The following is an 18,847-nucleotide window of genomic DNA, read 5'->3' on the forward strand; positions in this document are numbered from 1 at the left end:
GTGATGCCATTTTGTGCATCGCGGCATCATCTTTTAGGCAGTGCAGCGATGAGCTGAATGCATAGCAGAACACCATGATTTGACTGGTTTTTTCGCTCCTGTGAATTTTCCTCGTATTTCAATCGATTATTGTTTGCGCGTTTTGATCTGAGGTTGCATTCTGACGGTATCCGGGGGCGGGTCCAGGCGATTATGACGGGGTTGGAGACAAGAGAACGGTACGAGCAATCCATTGATGAAAATATGGATTTTGCTGGTGTCGTGCCGCGCGCCGTTGTGCCTCTATCGGTTCGGACGCAGGTTGCGATCCCGTTTCGATGGCGATTGGCAACCGTTGCAAAACGATACGCCGGGTCGTCCGTGCGTATGGCGGCCGAAGAAGCCGGCCACGGTCGCCTCGTTCTCTTCTCGCCGGTCTTCCTTGGTGCGGGTGCTGCGACCTGGTTTCTGGCAGCCTCGAACGTTCCGGCGGTCTCGCTCGGCCTTTGCCTGCTCGTTCTCCTCATTGCCGTTGCGCTCTGCGGCCACGCCCGGACGAGACTGCGGGCAATACTGCTTGCCCTGCTTCTCTTTGCCGGCGGAATGCTCTCGGCACAGATCGAAACATGGCGGGCAAGGACGCTGATCCTCGATTCAGCCGTGACGACAACGCTGACTGGCCGGATCGAACGGCGAGAAGGCGATGGTGAAGGGCGCTGGCGTTATATCCTTGACGTCACCGGCACGGATGCCCCCGAAATCAAGCGTCCTCCCGAGCGCATCTCTGTGCTCGTACGCGGCGCCGCCCGGCCCTTTGAACTCGGCGATATCATTGAGGGCAGGGCGCGTCTGACGCCTCCGGCAGGACCCGCGCTTCCTCACCTCAACGATTTTGCCTTCAGCGCCTATTTTGACGGCATCGGTGCCAACGGCTTCTTCTATGGAGCACCGAAGAAGGTTACAGAACAGCCGGAACAAGCGAGCTCTGTCGGCGAAGCCGCCCTGGAGTGGTTCTACCGCCTGCGAAGCGGCATCGGCGATCGGATCCGCTCCACTCTGCCGGGCGACACCGGGGCCTTTGCCGCTTCACTTGTCACCGATGAGAGACGAGCGATCTCGGATGAAACGACGGAGGCACTGCGGCAGTCCGGCCTTGCCCACATCGTGGCGATCTCCGGCCTCAATATGGCACTCTCCGCCGGTATCTTCTTTGTCGGGCTGCGCGTCATTCTCAGCCTGTTCCCGGGTATTGCGCAGGCGTGGCCGATCAAGAAGATCGCGGCAGCCGGCGCACTCGCTGCGGTGACGGCTTACTATCTGATCTCGGGTTTTGCCGTTTCAGCCGAACGCGCCTTCATCATGATGGCGATCATGCTGGTTGCCGTCTTCTTCGACCGGCCGTCGATCAGCCTCAGAAACGTGGCGCTGTCGGCTCTCGTGATCCTCGCGGTCTCACCATCGGAAGTGCTCGGACCGAGCTTCCAGATGTCTTTCGCCGCAACACTTGCCCTGGTCGCCGGATACGACCTCTGGAAAGGGCGGCCGATGAGGGAGAATGCCTTTGCCAAACTTCCGATCATGAAACCTTTCTTCATGGTCGGCGGCTTCTTCGGCGGCATTTTCCTGACGTCTCTCATCGGTGGGTTCTCGACGGCGCTGTTTTCGATCGAACATTTCCACCGGCTGACTGCTTACGGCTTGCCGGCAAATCTCGCGGCCATGCCGGTTATTTCCTTCATCGTCATGCCGGCCGGCATGCTGGCGATGCTGCTGATGCCTTTTGGTCTGGATGGCTGGCTATGGCCGGTGGCAGGCTTCGGGCTAGACCTGGTGATCGCCATTGCAAAGGCGGTGGCGGGGTGGGGCGGCAATATAGATGTTGCCCGCTTACCCGGCTGGTACTTTCCGGCAGCCGTCTTCGGCTTCCTGTTGCTGACCTTGCTCAGAACCCGGTTGCGGCATATCGGAACCGCGATAATCACTGTTTCAACGTTCGCTGTTGTGTTGCTTCCATCAGAAGCGGTGCCCGACGTCGCCATCTCGGAAGACGGCAGCCTGGTCGCTGTAATCGATGGAGAGGCAATGGCTTCAAACCGTGAAAAGCCGCCAGCCTTCATTTTCGAACAATGGCAGAGGGCACTTGCCATCGAAGAGCATCAGAAGCCGGTTATGCTTCAAGCAACCAAGACACCCACCATGTCAGATGGCAAAAGATTGCAGCTGTCACCCGATCAACAGAATGAAGCCAGAGAGGCAATGAGGCAGGTACTCGCCATCAGCCCTACGTCACGATTCTCTTGCCAAAAGCGCGCCTGGTGTACTGCCTTGCTGGGCAATGGAAAGAAACTGACTGTCATCGAAAATGCTGCCTATCTCGGGCCAGCCTGCGATACGGCCGATATTGTCGTAACCCCTGTCCGATTGCGCTTCGACCGTTGTCGTTCCGGCGCGCTGCTCTTTACCGGCGAGACGCTGCGCAAGACAGGTTCTGTCGAGCTTCGCTTCACAGATAGTGGAATCGATGTCGCAACCGCATTCGGCCCCTTGCAACGCCCCTGGATGCGCCACCGCGCCTATGACTGGCGCAGCGATACATTCGCAGACGCAAGCCAGTCACCGGTCAGTGATAGCGGCGAATGAGGCCGACGAGCTTTCCCTGAACCTTCACTCGATCCGGCGGAAAAATGCGGGTCTCATAGGCAGGGTTTGCAGCCTCGAGCGCAATCGATGCGCCCTTGCGGCGGAAGCGCTTGAGTGTTGCTTCCTCGTCGTCGACGAGGGCAACGACGATATCACCCGGGTTGGCGGTGCTGCCATTGCGGATGATGACGGTGTCGCCATCGAAGATGCCGGCTTCGATCATCGAGTCGCCGCGAACTTCGAGCGCATAATGTTCGCCGGAGCCGAGCATATCGGCAGGAACGGTGATGTCATGCGTATTGTTCTGGATTGCCGAGATTGGCACACCGGCGGCGATACGGCCCATGACCGGGACGGAGACCGAGTTGCCGTTATCGGTAGCAGGCGCTGGCTTTGCCGGAGCGGGCGCTGCAACGGGCTGCGGCTTGCCGAGGCTGCCTTCGATGACGCTCGGTGAAAAGCCGCGACGTGGCTGCAGGCTGGGGCTGTAGGCCTCCGGCAGTTTGATGACTTCGAGCGCACGTGCGCGGTTCGGAAGCCGGCGAATGAAGCCGCGTTCCTCAAGCGCCGTGATCAGCCGGTGAATGCCGGATTTCGAGGCCAAATCCAGAGCATCCTTCATCTCGTCGAAAGACGGAGGAACGCCTGACTCCTTCATCCTTTCGTGAATGAAAAGAAGGAGTTCCTGTTGTTTGCGCGTAAGCATGGCGTGCACCCCAGTCTTGAAACAAATCCAGAACGGACACTATATGTTCCATATGTGTTCTGCAAGTAGCTAAATTTTCGTAAAACTTCTGTCCATTCTGGTGAGAATTTTATTTTTCTCGCGCCCGGGCCTTCCCGGCCTTGTCTCGCAACACCTGCTGAAGCACATCTCCTTGTGACTGTTGGAGGGGACCTAATGAGCCAAGATACGCTTGCAATCGATCATCTCGTTTTGCCGGTTACCGATATCGACCTTGCCCGCGAAAGACTGGGCAAGGTTGGTTTCACTGTGGCGCCGGATGCCCGTCATCCTTTTGGGACCGAAAATGCCTGCGTTTTCTTTGCCGACAAAACCTATCTGGAGCCCCTGGGTGTCGCGAGCGTCGAAGAGAGCGAGGAGGCAGCACACGATGGCAATGTGTTCACCGCCCGCAATCAAGCTTTTCGCTTCCGCTGCGGCAGCGAAGGACTGTCCGCGATTGCCTTTGCGACGGCAGATGCAAAGCACGAACATGCTCGATTTGTGAAGGACAGTATGAGTGCCGGTTCTGTGCTGCAGTTCGAGCGCCCTGTTAAAATGCCGGATGGCACGGAGAATATTGCCGGCTTCCGGCTGGCCTTCGCTGGCGACTTGCGGGCACCGGATTTCTTTCTCTTCGCAGTCGAACGCGTCAATCCGCTTCCTGCCGACCGGACCGCGCTTGAGACCCATGCCAATGGTGTCACAGGCATTGCCGAGATCGCGCTCGCGGCCCCCGAGCCGACAGCCTTCGGTGAGTTCGTTCGCTCCACGGCAAAAGGCGCATCTACTGAGGTCACGAGTTTCGGGCTGGACGTGCCCACCGGAAACGCAAAGATCAGCCTGATGACCCCGGAAGGGCTGGAGGCTTATTTCGATCTTGCCACGTCGGATACCGATCGTGGTCTGCGCGGTCGGGCGATCCGCTTTGCTGTCGGCGATCTGGCCGTGACAGAAGCGCATTTGGCTGCTAACGGGGTGACCTATACACGCAAGGGCAACCGTATTCTGGTGAAGCCTGCGCCCGGCCAGGGCGTACTCTTCGCCTTTGAGGAAACATCATGAGCTCTACTACCAACTCCGTGGTGACGGTCGGCGAAGGCGCCGGTAAGGTCACCTTCTCCAATGCTTCACGCCTGTCGCTGATTGCTGGCGCTTGCGAAATGGAAAGCCGCGATCATGCGTTCATGGTTGCCGGCACATTGAAGGAACTCTGCGCCAAGCTTGGCATCGGGCTCGTCTACAAGACCTCCTTCGATAAGGCGAACCGGTCTTCCTTGTCGAGCAAACGCGGTGTCGGCCTTGAAAAGGGGCTGGAAGTTTTCGCCGATCTCAAGAAAGAACTCGGCATTCCGGTTCTGACCGACATCCACAACGAAGAACAATGCGCCGAAGTGGGTAAGGTCGTCGATATCCTGCAGATACCAGCCTTTCTGTCTCGCCAGACGGATCTCCTGGTCGCGGCTGCCAAGACCGGCCGCGTTATCAACGTCAAGAAGGGCCAGTTCCTGGCGCCTTGGGACATGAAGAACGTGCTCGGCAAGCTGAACCAGAGCGGCAATCCGAACATTCTGCTCTGCGAGCGCGGTGCGTCCTTCGGTTACAATACGCTGGTCTCCGACATGCGTTCACTGCCGATCATGGCGGCAACGGGCGCCCCCGTCATTTTCGACGCCACGCATTCAGTCCAGCAGCCTGGCGGGCAGGGGGAAACCTCCGGAGGTGAGCGGCAGTTCGTGGAGACGCTGGCCCGTGCAGCCGTGGCAGTCGGCGTTGCCGGTGTCTTTATCGAGACCCATCAGGATCCTGATAACGCCCCCTGCGACGGGCCGAACATGGTCTACCTCAAGGACATGCCGCGACTTCTCGAGAAGCTTCTCGCCTTCGACGCGATCGCCAAGGCCGCCTGAACAGCGGGCGGCATCAGGCTGCCGCGCGGGACGGGCGCTTTTCCTCCAGTGCGAAGCGGGAGAGCATGCGCCCGAGCTGGGACGCCTCGGTGCCGAGCTCCTGGCATGCGGCGTTCGTTTCCTCGACCATGGCTGCATTCTGCTGGGTCACCTGATCCATCCGGTTGACGGCAGCGTTGACCTCGACGAGCGCGACCGACTGTTCCGAAGACGAGCGCACGATCGCTTCGATCAGCGCCGTCACCTGCAGCACCTGGCGGTCGATATCGCCGAGTGCCTCGCCGGTACGGTTGACAAGTGCAACACCCGCGGAAACCTGTCGCGACGACGTCTCGACGAGAAGCTTGATCTCCTTGGCGAGATTGGCGGAGCGTCCGGCGAGCTCGCGGACTTCCTGAGCGACGACGGCAAAGCCTTTCCCCGCGTCTCCGGCGCGTGCTGCCTCGACACCCGCGTTGAGCGCCAGAAGATTGGTCTGAAAGGCGATCTCATCGATGGCGTTGATAATATCGCCGATCCTGACCGCTGAGTCCTCGATCTTCTCCATGGCAGTCACTGCTTCACGAACAATCTCGGCGGAATGCGCCGCGCTCTCCTTCGTGGCTGACATCATCGCATTGGCTTCATGGGCCCGCTCCGAGGAGTTTTTCACCGTGACCGTGATCTGATCCAGTGCCGAAGCCGCCTGTTCGAGGGAAGCTGCCTGGCTCTCGGTGCGCTGTGCCAGATCATTGGTGCTGAGCGCGATTTCGCGCGAACTGTCGCCGACCGTATTCGTGGCGGCATAAATGTCTTTCATGGCATCGGAAAGAATGATGATGCTGGTGTTGAAGGTCTCGCGAAGCTTCTCGTAAGTATTGGCGAACTGCTCGTCGAGACGCACGGTCAGGTCGCCGCGTGAGAGACGTTCCAGGCCTGCGCTCAGGCTTTCGATAACGCGCTGGCGCGTGGCATTCTCCACGCTCTTCGATGCGTCCAGTTCGGCATCGCGGCGCATCTGTACCTGCCGTTCCTCGTCCTGCAGCGCGCGTATAGCGTTGCGTTCTTCTGCCGATTCGCGAAAGACCGTGACCGCGCGCGCCATTTCTCCGATTTCGTCGGATCGTCTGACATAGGGAACTTCGCGGGAATAGTCGCCGCTCGCAAGCACCGCCATATAATCGCGCATCGCCGATAGCGGCACGATTGCGCGCCGGCGGAACATGTAGAGCCCGACGACGATAATCACGAAGGAAAGCGCGGCGGCCGATAGCGTAACGGCGGAGAGCAGTTCCGTTTGATCCGCTGCCTGCTTTTCGGCGTCCATCTGGAAGGCGTTGGCCATCGCCACGAGTTCGTTTACGGCCGTTTCGTGAACATGAAAATTCGTAGCAAGCTTGGGGAGCGCCGATTCGATGGCGGCCTTGTCGCCCTTCAGGATTGCGGGTATCGCCTCCTCGTTCATGACTTGCCAGAACGCGTCGCCCTTGACGAGAACGTTGTCGAGAAGCTTGCGCTTGAGATCGGCGCTGAGCGGCGTTTCGGACCAATATTTGCGGCGGTCTTCATAAGCCGACTTCAGAACCGTTTGGATGCGTTCGATATTGGCCTTTGCCGAGGCTGGCTGCTCGACGGCTTCGAGCGCGAGCATGTAGGGTTCGATGACATAGAGCGGCGGCGGGAGAATATCGGCGACAAGATCCTTGCCGTAGATGATCTGCTTATACATCAGCCCGTTCACACGAAGCATGTTGAGTGCGTAGTTCTGCAAGCCGATGGAGGTCACCAGTCCGAGGATGACAACGGCACCGAAAATGGCAAGGCTGCGTGCAATATTGAGTTTCATCTGTGCCCCATGTGAAATGCCGCCAAGAGAGTCGATAAAATCGCGTTCTGGTTGTTTTTGGCGCGAGGCTGCAGCTTTTCATCCCTGCCGTTCCGTATCGCCCCAAGGGCTGAAACGACTGACTTCTGAGGATCTCACACGGGTATTAAAATTAAGCCGGGATGGTTACCGAAGGCTGAAATCAAGGGGCATGTAACCGTCCAAAATTGGGGCTATTCCAGGGATTTTCAGCCGTGGGTTGCTATCGACGGTGGCGGCCTGCCAACATTCTGCCCCGGATGGACTGTTTATCATCTTTCGACGGGTGGGATATGCTGACCGGCGACTGCCGTTCCCTTCAAAACCCTGACATGAATGTGCTATAGGCCACGTCTGATGCGCTGCTTGAACGTGCAAAATTGCGGCATTGTAATTTGCGCACCTTCGATTAAGACGATTTCAAACGATTTATCCACCCACCGAGCAGGAAGAGACCATGACTGCAATTACCGATATCATCGCCCGCGAGATTCTCGATAGCCGTGGTAACCCCACCGTCGAAGTCGACGTCTATCTCGAAGACGGCAGCATGGGCCGTGCAGCTGTTCCCTCGGGTGCTTCGACCGGCGCGCACGAAGCCGTCGAAGTCCGCGATGGCGGCAAGCGTTATCTCGGCAAGGGTGTTGAAAAGGCTGTCGAAGCTGCCAACACGGAAATCTTCGACGCCATCGGCGGCATCGATGCTGAAAACCAGATCCAGATCGACAAGATCATGATCGAACTCGACGGCACGCCAAACAAGTCGCGCCTCGGCGCCAACGCCATCCTCGGCGTTTCGCTTGCTGTCGCCAAGGCTGCAGCGCAGGCTGCCGGCCTGCCGCTCTACCGTTACGTCGGCGGTGCTTCCGCAAGCCTTTTGCCGGTCCCGATGATGAACATCATCAACGGCGGCGCGCATGCCGACAACCCGATCGACTTCCAGGAATTCATGATCCTGCCGGTCGGCGCAGATTCGATCCGCGAAGCCGTCCGCATGGGTTCGGAAGTTTTCCACACGCTGAAGAAGGAACTGGCGGCACAGGGCCACAATACCAACGTTGGCGATGAAGGCGGATTTGCGCCGGGCCTGAAGAGCGCTCCGGAAGCCCTCGACTTCATCATGAAGTCGATCGAGAAAGCCGGCTACAAGCCGGGCGACGACATGTGCCTCGGCCTCGATTGCGCCTCGACCGAATTCTTCAAGGACGGCAAGTACGTACTGGAAGGCGAAGGCCGCACGCTCGAGCCAGGCGCCATGGCCGAGTACCTGGCAGAACTCGCTGCCAAGTATCCGATCATCTCCATCGAAGACGGCATGGCTGAAGACGACTGGGAAGGCTGGAAGACGCTGACCGATCTCGCCGGCAAGAAGTGCCAGCTGGTTGGCGACGATTTGTTCGTCACCAATTCGGCTCGCCTGCGCGACGGTATCCGCATGGGCGTCGCCAACTCGATCCTGGTCAAGGTCAACCAGATCGGCTCGCTGACGGAAACGCTCGATGCCGTCAACACGGCGCACAAGGCGGCCTACACCGCCGTCATGTCGCACCGCTCCGGCGAAACCGAGGACTCCACGATCGCCGATCTCGCAGTTGCCACCAACTGCGGCCAGATCAAGACCGGCTCGCTGTCGCGCTCGGATCGCCTTGCCAAGTACAACCAGCTGATCCGTATCGAAGAAGGTCTCGGCCCGCAGGCTCAGTACGCTGGCCGCTCCATCATCCGCGCCTAATACGCGCTTATAAATCAGCCATTTGGAACCCGCGCTCCGGCGCGGGTTTTTTGTTGAGTCTGGCCGGGAATGGCTCAGAGTCAACGAACGGTTAATCTCTGCGCGCTAGATTGAAATGATTGGTAATGCGTTAGAGCATGCGTGTATGTGGACAAAGCATCATAAGAAGAGAAAGACAGGTCGCTTCGTCATTCCGGCCATGACGGTCGCCTTCCTCTCCTATTTCGGTTATCATTGCATTCACGGTGACTATGGTCTGCGTGCGACGGAGGCGTTCGAGCGTCAGCGTGTCGCGCGCGAGAAGGAACTGGCTGTGCTGAAGGCCAAGCGTGAGCATCTGGAGGCGCAGGTTGCGCTCTTGAGTGACGGCTCGCTGGACAAGGATATGCTCGACGAAAAGGCGCGGTATCAGCTCAACATGTCGCGCGCGGACGAGATCGTTATTTACAATCACTACCGCAATTAACCGAATTTAGGTTAATCTAAAATTCCATTTATTTATCAGTAATTTAACGGCGAATATGAGCCATGCAATTATGGCATTGCTGTGGTCATTTTTCTTCCCTATGGTACGCGCCACCTGAGAACCGATAAACCCATAGGGAGGGTTGAATGGCGTTGCGCAAAACCGCGACCGTTTCCAGCCGCAAGACAAACGCGAAATCTGCTGCCAAGGCATCGAATGGCGGTCCCATCGCCGATTTCGATCGCGATGAGGAGCTGAAGGCATATCGCGAGATGCTGCTGATCCGTCGTTTCGAAGAAAAGGCGGGCCAGCTTTACGGCATGGGCTTCATCGGTGGTTTCTGTCACCTTTATATCGGCCAGGAAGCTGTCGTCGTCGGCATGCAGATGGCGCAGAAGGAAGGCGATCAGGTCATTACCGCCTATCGCGACCATGGTCATATGCTGGCTACCGGCATGGAAGCCCGTGGCGTCATGGCGGAGCTGACCGGGCGTCGTAACGGCTATTCCCACGGGAAGGGCGGTTCGATGCACATGTTCTCCAAGGAAAAGCATTTCTACGGCGGCCACGGCATTGTCGGTGCCCAGGTTTCGCTCGGAACGGGCCTTGCCTTTGCAAACCGTTATCGCGGTAATGACAGCGTCTCGATCGCCTATTTCGGTGACGGTGCTGCCAACCAGGGTCAGGTCTACGAGAGCTTCAATATGGCTGCTCTCTGGAAGCTGCCGATCGTCTATATCGTCGAAAACAACCGCTACGCCATGGGCACCTCGACGGCTCGCGCCACGGCGCAGTCGAATTATTCGCTCCGTGGTTCCGGTTTCGGTATCCCCGGCGTGCAGGTCGACGGCATGGACGTTCGCGCCGTCAAGGCCGCTGCCGATGAGGCGCTTGAACATTGCCGCTCCGGCAAGGGCCCGATCATCCTGGAAATGCTGACCTATCGTTATCGCGGCCACTCCATGTCCGATCCGGCGAAGTACCGCACCAAGGAAGAAGTGCAGAAGATGCGCTCCGAGCAGGATCCGATCGAGCAGGTTCGCCTGCGTGTGATGGAAAAGGGCTGGGCAACCGAAGACGATCTCAAGGCGATCGACAAGGAAGTCCGCGACATCGTTGCCGACAGCGCCGATTTCGCCCAGGCCGATCCGGAGCCGGATGCATCCGAGCTCTATACCGACATTCTGCTCTAATCGGGGAGGGAACCCATGCCTATCGATATCCTCATGCCCGCCCTTTCTCCGACGATGGAAGAAGGCACGCTGTCCAAGTGGCTCAAGCAGGAAGGCGACAAGGTCACTTCAGGTGACGTGATTGCCGAAATCGAAACCGACAAGGCGACGATGGAAGTCGAAGCCGTTGACGAAGGCGTCATCGGCAAGTTGCTGGTTCCGGCCGGCACTGAAAACGTCAAGGTCAATGCCAAGATCGCCGTCCTGTTACAGGATGGCGAATCCGCCGACGCGATTTCCGCAGCCCCGGCTGCCGCTCAGCCGGCTCCAGTTGCCGCCCCCCAGGTCGCGCAGGAAGAGAAGCCGACGAATACTGGTTCGGCTGCCGCTCCAGTTCCGGCTGAACCCAAGGCTTTCGTACCGAACGATCCGGAAATCCCGGCTGGTACCGAAATGGTTTCGATGACGGTGCGTGAAGCGCTTCGCGATGCCATGGCTGAAGAAATGCGCGCCGATGACAGCGTTTTTGTCATGGGCGAGGAAGTCGCTGAATACCAGGGCGCCTACAAGGTGACCCAGGGTCTTCTGCAGGAATTCGGGGCTCGCCGCGTCATCGACACGCCGATCACCGAGCACGGCTTTGCTGGCGTCGGCGTCGGTGCTGCCATGGCCGGCCTGAAGCCGATCGTCGAATTCATGACCTTCAACTTCGCCATGCAGGCGATCGACCAGATCATCAACTCTGCTGCCAAGACGCTCTATATGTCGGGTGGCCAGATGGGCGCTCCGATAGTCTTCCGCGGCCCGAACGGTGCTGCTGCCCGCGTCGGCGCCCAGCACAGCCAGGACTACGCAGCCTGGTACAGCGCGATCCCGGGCCTGAAGGTCGTCATGCCCTATACGGCATCCGACGCCAAGGGTTTGCTGAAGGCTGCCATCCGTGATCCGAACCCGGTCGTCTTCCTCGAAAACGAGATTCTCTACGGCCAGCATTTCGATGTACCGAAGCTCGATAATTTCGTTCTGCCGATTGGCAAGGCCCGCATCCATCGTCCGGGCAAGGATGTCACCGTCGTCTCCTTCGGCATCGGCATGACCTATGCGACGAAGGCGGTCGCCGAACTCGAAAAGATCGGCATCGATGTCGAACTGATCGATCTGCGCACGCTTCGTCCGATGGACCTTCCGACCGTGATCGAATCGGTCAAGAAGACCGGTCGCCTGGTTACCGTCGAGGAAGGTTATCCGCAGAACTCGGTCGGCACGGAAATCGCCACCCGCGTCATGCAGCAGGCCTTCGACTATCTCGATGCGCCGATCCTGACGATCGCCGGCAAGGACGTTCCGATGCCTTACGCTGCCAATCTCGAGAAGCTCGCGCTTCCGAATGTCGGCGAAGTGGTCGATGCGGTGAAAGCCGTTTGCTACAAATAAGGAGAGGGCCTTTCGATGCCGATCAATATCACGATGCCCGCCCTCTCTCCGACCATGGAAGAAGGCAATCTGGCCAAGTGGCTGGTCAAGGAAGGCGATAAGGTCAAGTCCGGCGATGTGATCGCCGAGATTGAAACCGACAAGGCGACGATGGAAGTCGAAGCCGTTGACGAAGGAACGGTCGCCAAGATCGTCGTCGCGGCCGGCACCGAAGGCGTGAAGGTCAATGCCCTGATCGCTGTTCTCGCCGCTGATGGCGAAGATGTCGCCGCTGCTGCAAGCGGCGCCGGCTCTGCCGCTCCGGCACCGAAGGCTGCCGCCGCTCCGGCTCAGGCCGAAACAAAGGCTGAGGCCGCACCTGCTCCGGCACCGGCGGCTCCGGCCGCTGCCCCGGCGCCGGCTGCAGTCTCTTCGAACGGCGCACGCACCTTCTCCTCTCCGCTTGCCCGCCGCCTTGCGAAGGAAGCCGGTATCGATATTTCCGCCGTTGCCGGCACCGGTCCGCATGGCCGTGTCGTCAAGAGTGATATCGAGGCTGCCGCTGCAGGTGGTGGCGCCAAGGCGGCCCCGGCTGCTGCTGCAGCTGCCCCGCAGGCTGCTGCTCCGGCCGCTGCCGCTCCGAAGGGAGCTTCGGACGAAGCCGTGCTCAAGCTCTTCGAACAAGGCTCCTACGAGCTCGTACCGCACGACGGCATGCGCAAGACGATCGCCCGCCGTCTCGTTGAATCCAAGCAGACCGTTCCGCACTTCTACGTTTCGGTCGATTGCGAACTCGACGCGCTGATGGCGTTGCGTGCGCAGCTGAATGACGCCGCTCCCCGCAAGGACAGCGCGCCGGCCTACAAGATCTCGGTCAACGACATGGTCATCAAGGCCCTGGCGCTTGCACTGCGCGACGTTCCGGATGCCAACGTTTCCTGGACCGAAAACGCCATGGTCAAGCACAAGCATGCCGATGTCGGCGTCGCTGTCTCGATCCCCGGCGGTCTGATCACCCCGATCGTCCGCAAGGCCGAAGAGAAGACGCTCTCGACCATCTCGAACGAGATGCGCGATCTCGGCAAGCGCGCCAAGGACCGCAAGCTGAAGCCCGAGGAGTATCAGGGCGGCACGACCTCGGTCTCCAACATGGGCATGATGGGCGTGAAGAATTTCGCAGCCGTCATCAACCCGCCGCATGCGACGATCCTCGCAGTCGGCGCGGGCGAGCAGCGTGTCATCGTCAAGAACGGCGAAATGGCGATTGCAACGGTCATGACCGTCACGCTCTCGACTGACCATCGCTGCGTCGACGGTGCTCTCGGCGCCGAACTGCTTCAGGCTTTCAAGGGCTACATCGAAAATCCGATGGGCATGTTGGTCTAAGCAGGACGCGGGAGGGCGGACATGACGAAGACTGTTCTTTGCTATGGTGACTCGCTGACCTGGGGCTATGACGCCGACACGATCGGTCGTCATGCCTATGAGAACCTCTGGCCGAGCGTGCTTCAGGCTACGCTCGGAAGCGAGGCTCGCGTCATCGCGGAAGGCCTGAACGGCCGCACCACCGCCTTTGACGACCATCTTGCCGATTGCGATCGCAACGGCGCACGCGTTCTGCCGACCATCCTGCAGACGCATGCGCCGCTCGATCTCGTCATCTTGCTGCTCGGCACCAACGACATGAAGCCGGTTGTCGCCGGCTCGGCCTTTGCCGCATGCCAGGGCATCGGCCGTCTGGTGCGGCTGATCCGCAATCATGCCTGGCCCTTCGAATTCGACGGGCCGGAGATCCTGATCGTGGCGCCGCCGGCGATCTGCGAGACGGGCAATGTGCCCTTCGCGGCATCCTTCCCCGGCGGTATCGAGGAATCGGCAAAGCTTCCGACGCTTTACCGTGACCTTGCCGATGAACTCGGCTGTGGCTTCTTCGACGGCAATTCCGTCGCCAGGACCACGCCGCTCGACGGCATTCACCTCGATGCAGAAAATACACGCGCGCTCGGTCGGGGCCTGGAACCCATCGTGCGGGTGATGCTGGGGCTCTGACGGTGGCCGCCTTCCTCGCCCTCCGAGAGGCCTCCCGCCGGGATGCCTCGGAACTGGCGATCCTGGCGGATATCGCGTCTCACGGTTTTGCCTCATGGCTCTGGTTTGCCGATGTTGCCAGCGGCATGAGCGATACGCCGCTCGAGCGGGGCCGGCTGAAGATGAGCGATGAAGCGCTCGGCGGCTGGAAGAACGCCATCGTTGGCGAGGCCTATGACGAGATCGCCGGAATGGCGATCGGCTATGAAGTGGATGAAGGCATACGCGATCTCGAAGCCCGGCATCCGGCCCTGGAGCCGATGCTGGCGATGCAGAGATCGGTGATCGGGCATTGGTTCATTGGCAGTCTCGCGGTCTATCGCCATATGCGCGGTATCGGCATCGGCAAGAGGCTGCTGGGAGACCAGCTCGCAAGGGCAGATCGGCTGTCGGTCAGCCTGATCACGTCGGATAGTAACGAAGCGGCTCTGTCGCTTTACGGAAGAAACGGATTTTCGGAAGCGGCGCGTATGAATGCCGTGCCGCTCTTCGATAACAGCAAGAAGCACGCATGGGTTTTGATGACCCGCGCGGGAGCGTAACAAAGGCAGGAAAGCAATGGCTCAATCCTACGACGTCATCGTCATCGGTTCCGGTCCGGGCGGCTATATCGCCGCCATCCGCGCCGCACAGCTCGGCCTCAAGGTCGCCTGCGTCGAGCGCGAACATTTGGCTGGTATCTGCTCAAACTGGGGCTGCATCCCGACCAAGGCGCTGCTGCGCTCCGCAGACGTTCTTCATACCGCCCAGCATGGCAAGGACTACGGCCTCGTGCTGGAAGGCACGATCAAGCCCGATATCAAGGCGATCGTCACCCGTTCGCGCGGCATCGCACATCGCATGAACAACGGCGTCGGCTTCCTGTTCAAGAAGAACAAGGTCGATGTCATCTGGGGTGAAGCCAAGATCACCAAACCCGGCGAGATCGTCGTTTCAAAGACGACGAAGAAGCCGATGGAACCGATGGGCCCGGTGCCGAAGAATGCGCTGGGCGAGGGCACCTACACCGCCAAGCACATCATCGTTGCGACCGGCGCCCGTCCGCGCGCCCTGCCGGGCATCGAGCCGGATGGCAAGCTGATCTGGACCTATTTCGAAGCAATGAAGGCTGACGAACTGCCGAAATCCCTGCTCGTCATGGGCTCGGGCGCCATCGGCATCGAATTCGCAAGCTTCTATCGCACCATGGGTGTCGACGTTACTGTCGTCGAAATTATGAGCCAGGTCATGCCGGTCGAGGATGCGGAAATCTCTGCGCTCGCCAAAAAGCAGTTCGAACGCCAGGGCATGAAGATCCATCTCGAAGCCAAGGTGGCCAAGGTGGAGAAGGGTGCAAACTCGATCACCGCGACCATCGAGAAGAAGGACGGCACGACCGAGACGATCACCGCCGACCGCATGATCTCGGCCGTCGGCGTGCAGGCCAACGTCGAGGGCATCGGCCTGGAAGCTGTCGGCGTCAAGACCGATCGCGGCTTCATCGTCATCGATGGCTACGGCAAGACCAACGTGCCCGGCATTTACGCAATCGGTGACGTCGCCGGTGCGCCGCTTCTGGCGCATAAGGCAGAGCATGAAGGCGTCATCTGCGTCGAAAAGATTGCGGGCCTGCCGAATGTTCATCCGATGGACAGGCAGAAGATCCCGGGCTGCACCTACTGCAATCCCCAGGTCGCCTCCGTCGGCCTGACGGAAGCCAAGGCCAAGGAGCAGGGCCGCGATGTCAGAGTCGGCCGCTTCCCCTTCAGCGCCAATGGCAAGGCCGTCGCGCTTGGCGAAGACCAGGGTCTGGTCAAGACAATCTTCGACAAGAAGACCGGTGAACTGCTTGGCGCCCACATGGTCGGTGCCGAAGTCACCGAACTCATCCAGGGCTTCGTCGTTGCCATGAACCTGGAGACGACGGAAGAAGAACTGATGCACACGATCTTCCCGCATCCGACCATTTCGGAGACGATGAAGGAAAGCGTGCTGGATGCTTACGGCCGCGTTCTGAACGCTTGATAATTTCCTGATCTGCCCTTTATCCGGGGATGGAAAATTCCGTCCCCGTCAGGGTGGAAAAAACGAAAGGAAATCATCATGTCTATGGGCACGCAGTCGCTTCTCATCTTTCTGCTGATCGGCCTTGTCGCGGGCTTTCTCGCAAGCCTGGTCGTTGGTGGGGGTGGGTTGATACGGTGCCTGCTCAGCGGCATCATCGGCGCGTTCGTGGGCGGGTTTCTGTTCAATGCGCTGGGTATATCGCTGCGCATTGAAAATGCATTGGTGGTTCAGATCATCCACGCAACAGTCGGCGCCATTGTCGTGGTGCTGATCGCAAGGGCGATAGCGTAGGGCAAGGAATAGGATGGAAGGCGTCGGCTGGATATCGGCAATCATCATCGGCGGACTTGCAGGCTGGCTTGCGGGCAAGCTGATGGAAGCGCGTTATGGCGTCTTGCTGAACATTGTCCTCGGCATCGTCGGCTCGGTCGTCGCTACCGCCATCCTGGCGCAATTCCACATTGAGGTCGCCGGTGGAAGGTTCGGCTATTTCGTAACCGGCTTCATCGGCGCCTGTCTGCTGATATTCTTCGCGCGGCTGGTTCGAAGATAAAGTGCGAAGATCGGGCGCATCTCCTAGATCGAAAGATTTGAATTAAGGAGCGATGCGCAATATGAGAAGCCGGGCCGCATCGGGCGGCGGAAAGTTGAACTGACATGGTCACCATTCTCGACACGATCAATCCCGACGTAAAGCGCGTACGGCATCCGGAAAAGGCGCATCGCCCCGATACGGAAGTCCTGCGCAAGCCGGACTGGATCCGTGTGAAGGCGCCGACTTCGAAAGGCTATGCCGAGACCCGTTCGATCGTGAAGGAGCACAAGCTCGTCACCGTCTGCGAAGAGGCAGGCTGCCCGAATATTGGCGAGTGCTGGGACAAGAAGCACGCCACCTTCATGATCATGGGCGAGATCTGTACCCGCGCCTGCGCCTTCTGCAATGTCGCCACCGGCAAGCCGAATGCCCTCGACATGGCCGAGCCTGAAAACGTCGCAAAGGCCGTCAAGCAGATGGGCCTCAGCCACGTCGTCATCACCTCTGTCGATCGTGACGATCTGGAAGACGGTGGCGCCGAGCATTTCGAAAAGGTGATCTGGGCAATCCGTGCCGCATCGCCGCTGACGACGATCGAAATCCTGACGCCAGACTTCCTGAAGAAGCCCGGTGCGCTGGAACGTGTCGTCGCCGCCAAGCCCGATGTCTTCAACCACAATATGGAAACCGTTGCCGGCAACTACCTGACGGTTCGCCCTGGCGCACGCTATTTCCATTCCATCCGCCTGCTGCAGCGCGTGAAGGAACTCGACCCCACCATGTTCACCAAGTCCGGGATCATGGTCGGCCTCGGTGAAGAACGGAACGAGGTTCTTCAGCTCATGGATGACCTGCGCACCGCCGATGTCGATTTCCTGACGATCGGCCAGTATCTGCAGCCGACCCGCAAGCACCACAAAGTCGAAAGCTTCGTGACGCCGGAAGAGTTCAAGTCCTACGAGACGGTCGCCTACACCAAGGGCTTCCTGATGGTCGCTTCCAGTCCGCTGACCCGTTCCTCGCACCATGCCGGCGACGACTTCGCCCGCCTGAAGGCTGCACGCGAGAAGAAGCTGCTGCTAGCCGCGGAATAAGCCCTTACATCTTGACTTGAAGAGGCCGCGGCGATTTTTTGCCGTGGTCTTTCTTTGTGCGCTTCGTTGTCATCTTCAGGTCATGTGAAGCAGCTAGCCAGCACGCCGCTTTCCCGGTTGCCATCGGCAAACGGCTAGGAGGAGTGGAAGCATGCAAGGGCAGGCCGACCAAACGATCAACTATGTCGATGACGTCTTTGCAGCCGCCCGGATCCGTGATGCAAGGCGCATCATGGTGATCGGCTGCTCCGGCGGTGGCAAGTCGACGCTTGCGCAGAAGCTGGCGCGTCGGTTCGAACTCACCTATCTCTCGATCGACCGCGATATTCTCTGGCTGCCCGGCTGGGTGGAACGCAGCAAGGAAGAGCAGCGCCAGCGGATCGTCGAAAGGATCGCCGGCGAGCGCTGGATCATGGACGGCACCAATACCTCCACTTTCGATATCCGCCTGCCGCGCACCGATATCGTCATCTGGGTGCGCATGCCGCGCCTGCTCTGCGTCTGGGGTGTGGTGACGCGCTGGCTGAAGCATATCGGCCGCACACGTCCGGACATGGCACCGGGCTGCATAGAAAAGGTGGACTGGAAGTTTCTGGAATTCATCTGGACCTTCGAGACGAAATTTTCACCGCGGGTGACTGCCGCCATAGCAACCCATGGGCCGCATGTGCCGGTTTTGCAGGTGAAATCCCGCAGCCAAATGCGCGCGCTTCTTGATCTTCTCGGTGTGCCGGCTTAACTGCGCTTCATGCCGCAATTCGAAACGCATCGCCCCGTCCCGCACACGCCCGACCAGATGTTCGACCTCGTGTCCGATGTCGAACGTTATCCGGAATTTCTCCCGCTTTGCGAAGCCCTGTCGGTGAAGAACCGCAAGGAACGCGATGGCAAGTTGCTGCTGATCGCCGATATGACCGTCGGCTACAAGGCGATCCGCGAAACCTTTACCACGCAGGTGCTGCTGAACAGGGCCGAGCGCATCATCGATGTCAAATATATCGACGGTCCGTTCCGCTACCTCGACAACCGCTGGCGGTTTGTCGAGGCGGAAGGCGGCGGTTGCACGGTCGATTTCTTCATCGACTATGAGTTCAAGAGCCGTATTCTTGGCGCGCTGATGGGCTCAATGTTCGACAGGGCTTTCCGCATGTTCACGGAAGCCTTCGAAAAGCGGGCAGCGACGATCTACGGCCGGTAGAACCTTG

At 59.4% G+C, this 18,847-nt stretch carries 18 protein-coding genes; 16 read left to right on the forward strand and 2 right to left on the reverse strand.

Features of this window, described 5'->3' with window-relative positions; all coding sequences use genetic code 11:
• Nucleotides 1-366: 366 nt before the first annotated feature.
• Complete coding sequence (locus FHT93_RS01185) at nucleotides 367-2,619, forward strand: ComEC/Rec2 family competence protein (protein WP_210299170.1); 2,253 nt, start codon at nucleotides 367-369, stop codon at nucleotides 2,617-2,619.
• Here FHT93_RS01185 and lexA read toward each other — a convergent pair.
• Nucleotides 2,600-3,325 carry a transcriptional repressor LexA gene (lexA, locus tag FHT93_RS01190; RefSeq protein ID WP_183845916.1) on the reverse strand — a complete coding sequence of 242 codons (726 nt, stop codon included), beginning with the start codon at nucleotides 3,323-3,325 and terminating at the stop codon, nucleotides 2,600-2,602. The genes FHT93_RS01185 and lexA overlap by 20 nt on opposite strands.
• A gap of 195 nt (nucleotides 3,326-3,520) precedes the next feature.
• On the opposite strand from lexA, the gene FHT93_RS01195 reads away from it, so the two are divergent.
• Nucleotides 3,521-4,408 (forward strand): VOC family protein, encoded by an 888-nt coding sequence (locus FHT93_RS01195; RefSeq protein WP_183845917.1) that lies wholly within the window; start codon nucleotides 3,521-3,523, stop codon nucleotides 4,406-4,408.
• The gene (gene kdsA / locus FHT93_RS01200; RefSeq protein ID WP_112547824.1) at nucleotides 4,405-5,253 is read left to right on the forward strand and encodes a 3-deoxy-8-phosphooctulonate synthase; all 849 of its coding nucleotides are present in this window, start codon (nucleotides 4,405-4,407) and stop codon (nucleotides 5,251-5,253) included. The genes FHT93_RS01195 and kdsA overlap by 4 nt, the downstream gene beginning before the upstream one ends.
• Nucleotides 5,254-5,266: 13 nt before the next feature.
• On the opposite strand, the gene FHT93_RS01205 is transcribed toward kdsA, so the two are convergent.
• Nucleotides 5,267-7,078 carry a methyl-accepting chemotaxis protein gene (locus FHT93_RS01205; protein ID WP_113202922.1) on the reverse strand — a complete coding sequence of 604 codons (1,812 nt, stop codon included), beginning with the start codon at nucleotides 7,076-7,078 and terminating at the stop codon, nucleotides 5,267-5,269.
• Nucleotides 7,079-7,553: 475 nt separating this feature from the next.
• Between FHT93_RS01205 and eno the strand changes: the two genes are divergently transcribed.
• From eno to FHT93_RS01270, 13 genes are all read left to right on the forward strand, one after another.
• A complete protein-coding gene (gene eno, locus FHT93_RS01210; protein WP_112547822.1) occupies nucleotides 7,554-8,828 on the forward strand; it encodes a phosphopyruvate hydratase in 1,275 nt (424 codons plus the stop codon).
• Between the two features lie 145 nt (nucleotides 8,829-8,973).
• A complete protein-coding gene (locus FHT93_RS01215; RefSeq protein WP_112547821.1) occupies nucleotides 8,974-9,294 on the forward strand; it encodes a septum formation initiator family protein in 321 nt (106 codons plus the stop codon).
• 146 nt (nucleotides 9,295-9,440) lie between these two features.
• A complete protein-coding gene (gene pdhA / locus FHT93_RS01220; protein WP_112547820.1) occupies nucleotides 9,441-10,487 on the forward strand; it encodes a pyruvate dehydrogenase (acetyl-transferring) E1 component subunit alpha in 1,047 nt (348 codons plus the stop codon).
• A 15-nt stretch (nucleotides 10,488-10,502) separates the two neighbouring features.
• Nucleotides 10,503-11,900: a pyruvate dehydrogenase complex E1 component subunit beta gene (locus FHT93_RS01225; protein WP_112547819.1), complete on the forward strand. Its 1,398-nt coding sequence runs from the start codon at nucleotides 10,503-10,505 to the stop codon at nucleotides 11,898-11,900.
• 15 nt (nucleotides 11,901-11,915) lie between these two features.
• Nucleotides 11,916-13,265 (forward strand): pyruvate dehydrogenase complex dihydrolipoamide acetyltransferase, encoded by a 1,350-nt coding sequence (locus FHT93_RS01230; protein WP_113202919.1) that lies wholly within the window; start codon nucleotides 11,916-11,918, stop codon nucleotides 13,263-13,265.
• A gap of 21 nt (nucleotides 13,266-13,286) precedes the next feature.
• A complete protein-coding gene (locus FHT93_RS01235; RefSeq protein ID WP_112547155.1) occupies nucleotides 13,287-13,928 on the forward strand; it encodes an SGNH/GDSL hydrolase family protein in 642 nt (213 codons plus the stop codon).
• Nucleotides 13,929-13,930: 2 nt separating this feature from the next.
• Nucleotides 13,931-14,509: a GNAT family N-acetyltransferase gene (locus FHT93_RS01240; RefSeq protein WP_183845918.1), complete on the forward strand. Its 579-nt coding sequence runs from the start codon at nucleotides 13,931-13,933 to the stop codon at nucleotides 14,507-14,509.
• 16 nt (nucleotides 14,510-14,525) lie between these two features.
• Nucleotides 14,526-15,971: a dihydrolipoyl dehydrogenase gene (lpdA, locus tag FHT93_RS01245; RefSeq protein ID WP_112968452.1), complete on the forward strand. Its 1,446-nt coding sequence runs from the start codon at nucleotides 14,526-14,528 to the stop codon at nucleotides 15,969-15,971.
• Nucleotides 15,972-16,049: 78 nt separating this feature from the next.
• Nucleotides 16,050-16,304 carry a GlsB/YeaQ/YmgE family stress response membrane protein gene (locus FHT93_RS01250; RefSeq protein WP_183845919.1) on the forward strand — a complete coding sequence of 85 codons (255 nt, stop codon included), beginning with the start codon at nucleotides 16,050-16,052 and terminating at the stop codon, nucleotides 16,302-16,304.
• Between the two features lie 13 nt (nucleotides 16,305-16,317).
• Nucleotides 16,318-16,566, forward strand: coding sequence for a GlsB/YeaQ/YmgE family stress response membrane protein (locus tag FHT93_RS01255; RefSeq protein ID WP_112547158.1), 249 nt, complete (start codon nucleotides 16,318-16,320; stop codon nucleotides 16,564-16,566).
• Nucleotides 16,567-16,670: 104 nt separating this feature from the next.
• On the forward strand, nucleotides 16,671-17,642 hold the full coding sequence (gene lipA / locus FHT93_RS01260; RefSeq protein ID WP_112547159.1) for a lipoyl synthase: 972 nt from the start codon (nucleotides 16,671-16,673) through the stop codon (nucleotides 17,640-17,642).
• A 151-nt stretch (nucleotides 17,643-17,793) separates the two neighbouring features.
• The gene (locus FHT93_RS01265; protein ID WP_112968451.1) at nucleotides 17,794-18,381 is read left to right on the forward strand and encodes an AAA family ATPase; all 588 of its coding nucleotides are present in this window, start codon (nucleotides 17,794-17,796) and stop codon (nucleotides 18,379-18,381) included.
• Nucleotides 18,382-18,390: 9 nt separating this feature from the next.
• Nucleotides 18,391-18,840, forward strand: a complete 450-nt coding sequence (locus FHT93_RS01270) for a type II toxin-antitoxin system RatA family toxin (protein ID WP_183845920.1) — start codon at nucleotides 18,391-18,393, stop codon at nucleotides 18,838-18,840.
• The last annotated feature ends 7 nt before the right edge of the window (nucleotides 18,841-18,847 follow it).

It is taken from the genome of Rhizobium sp. BK379 (assembly GCF_014193955.1).
Taxonomy (GTDB): Bacteria; Pseudomonadota; Alphaproteobacteria; order Rhizobiales; family Rhizobiaceae; genus Rhizobium.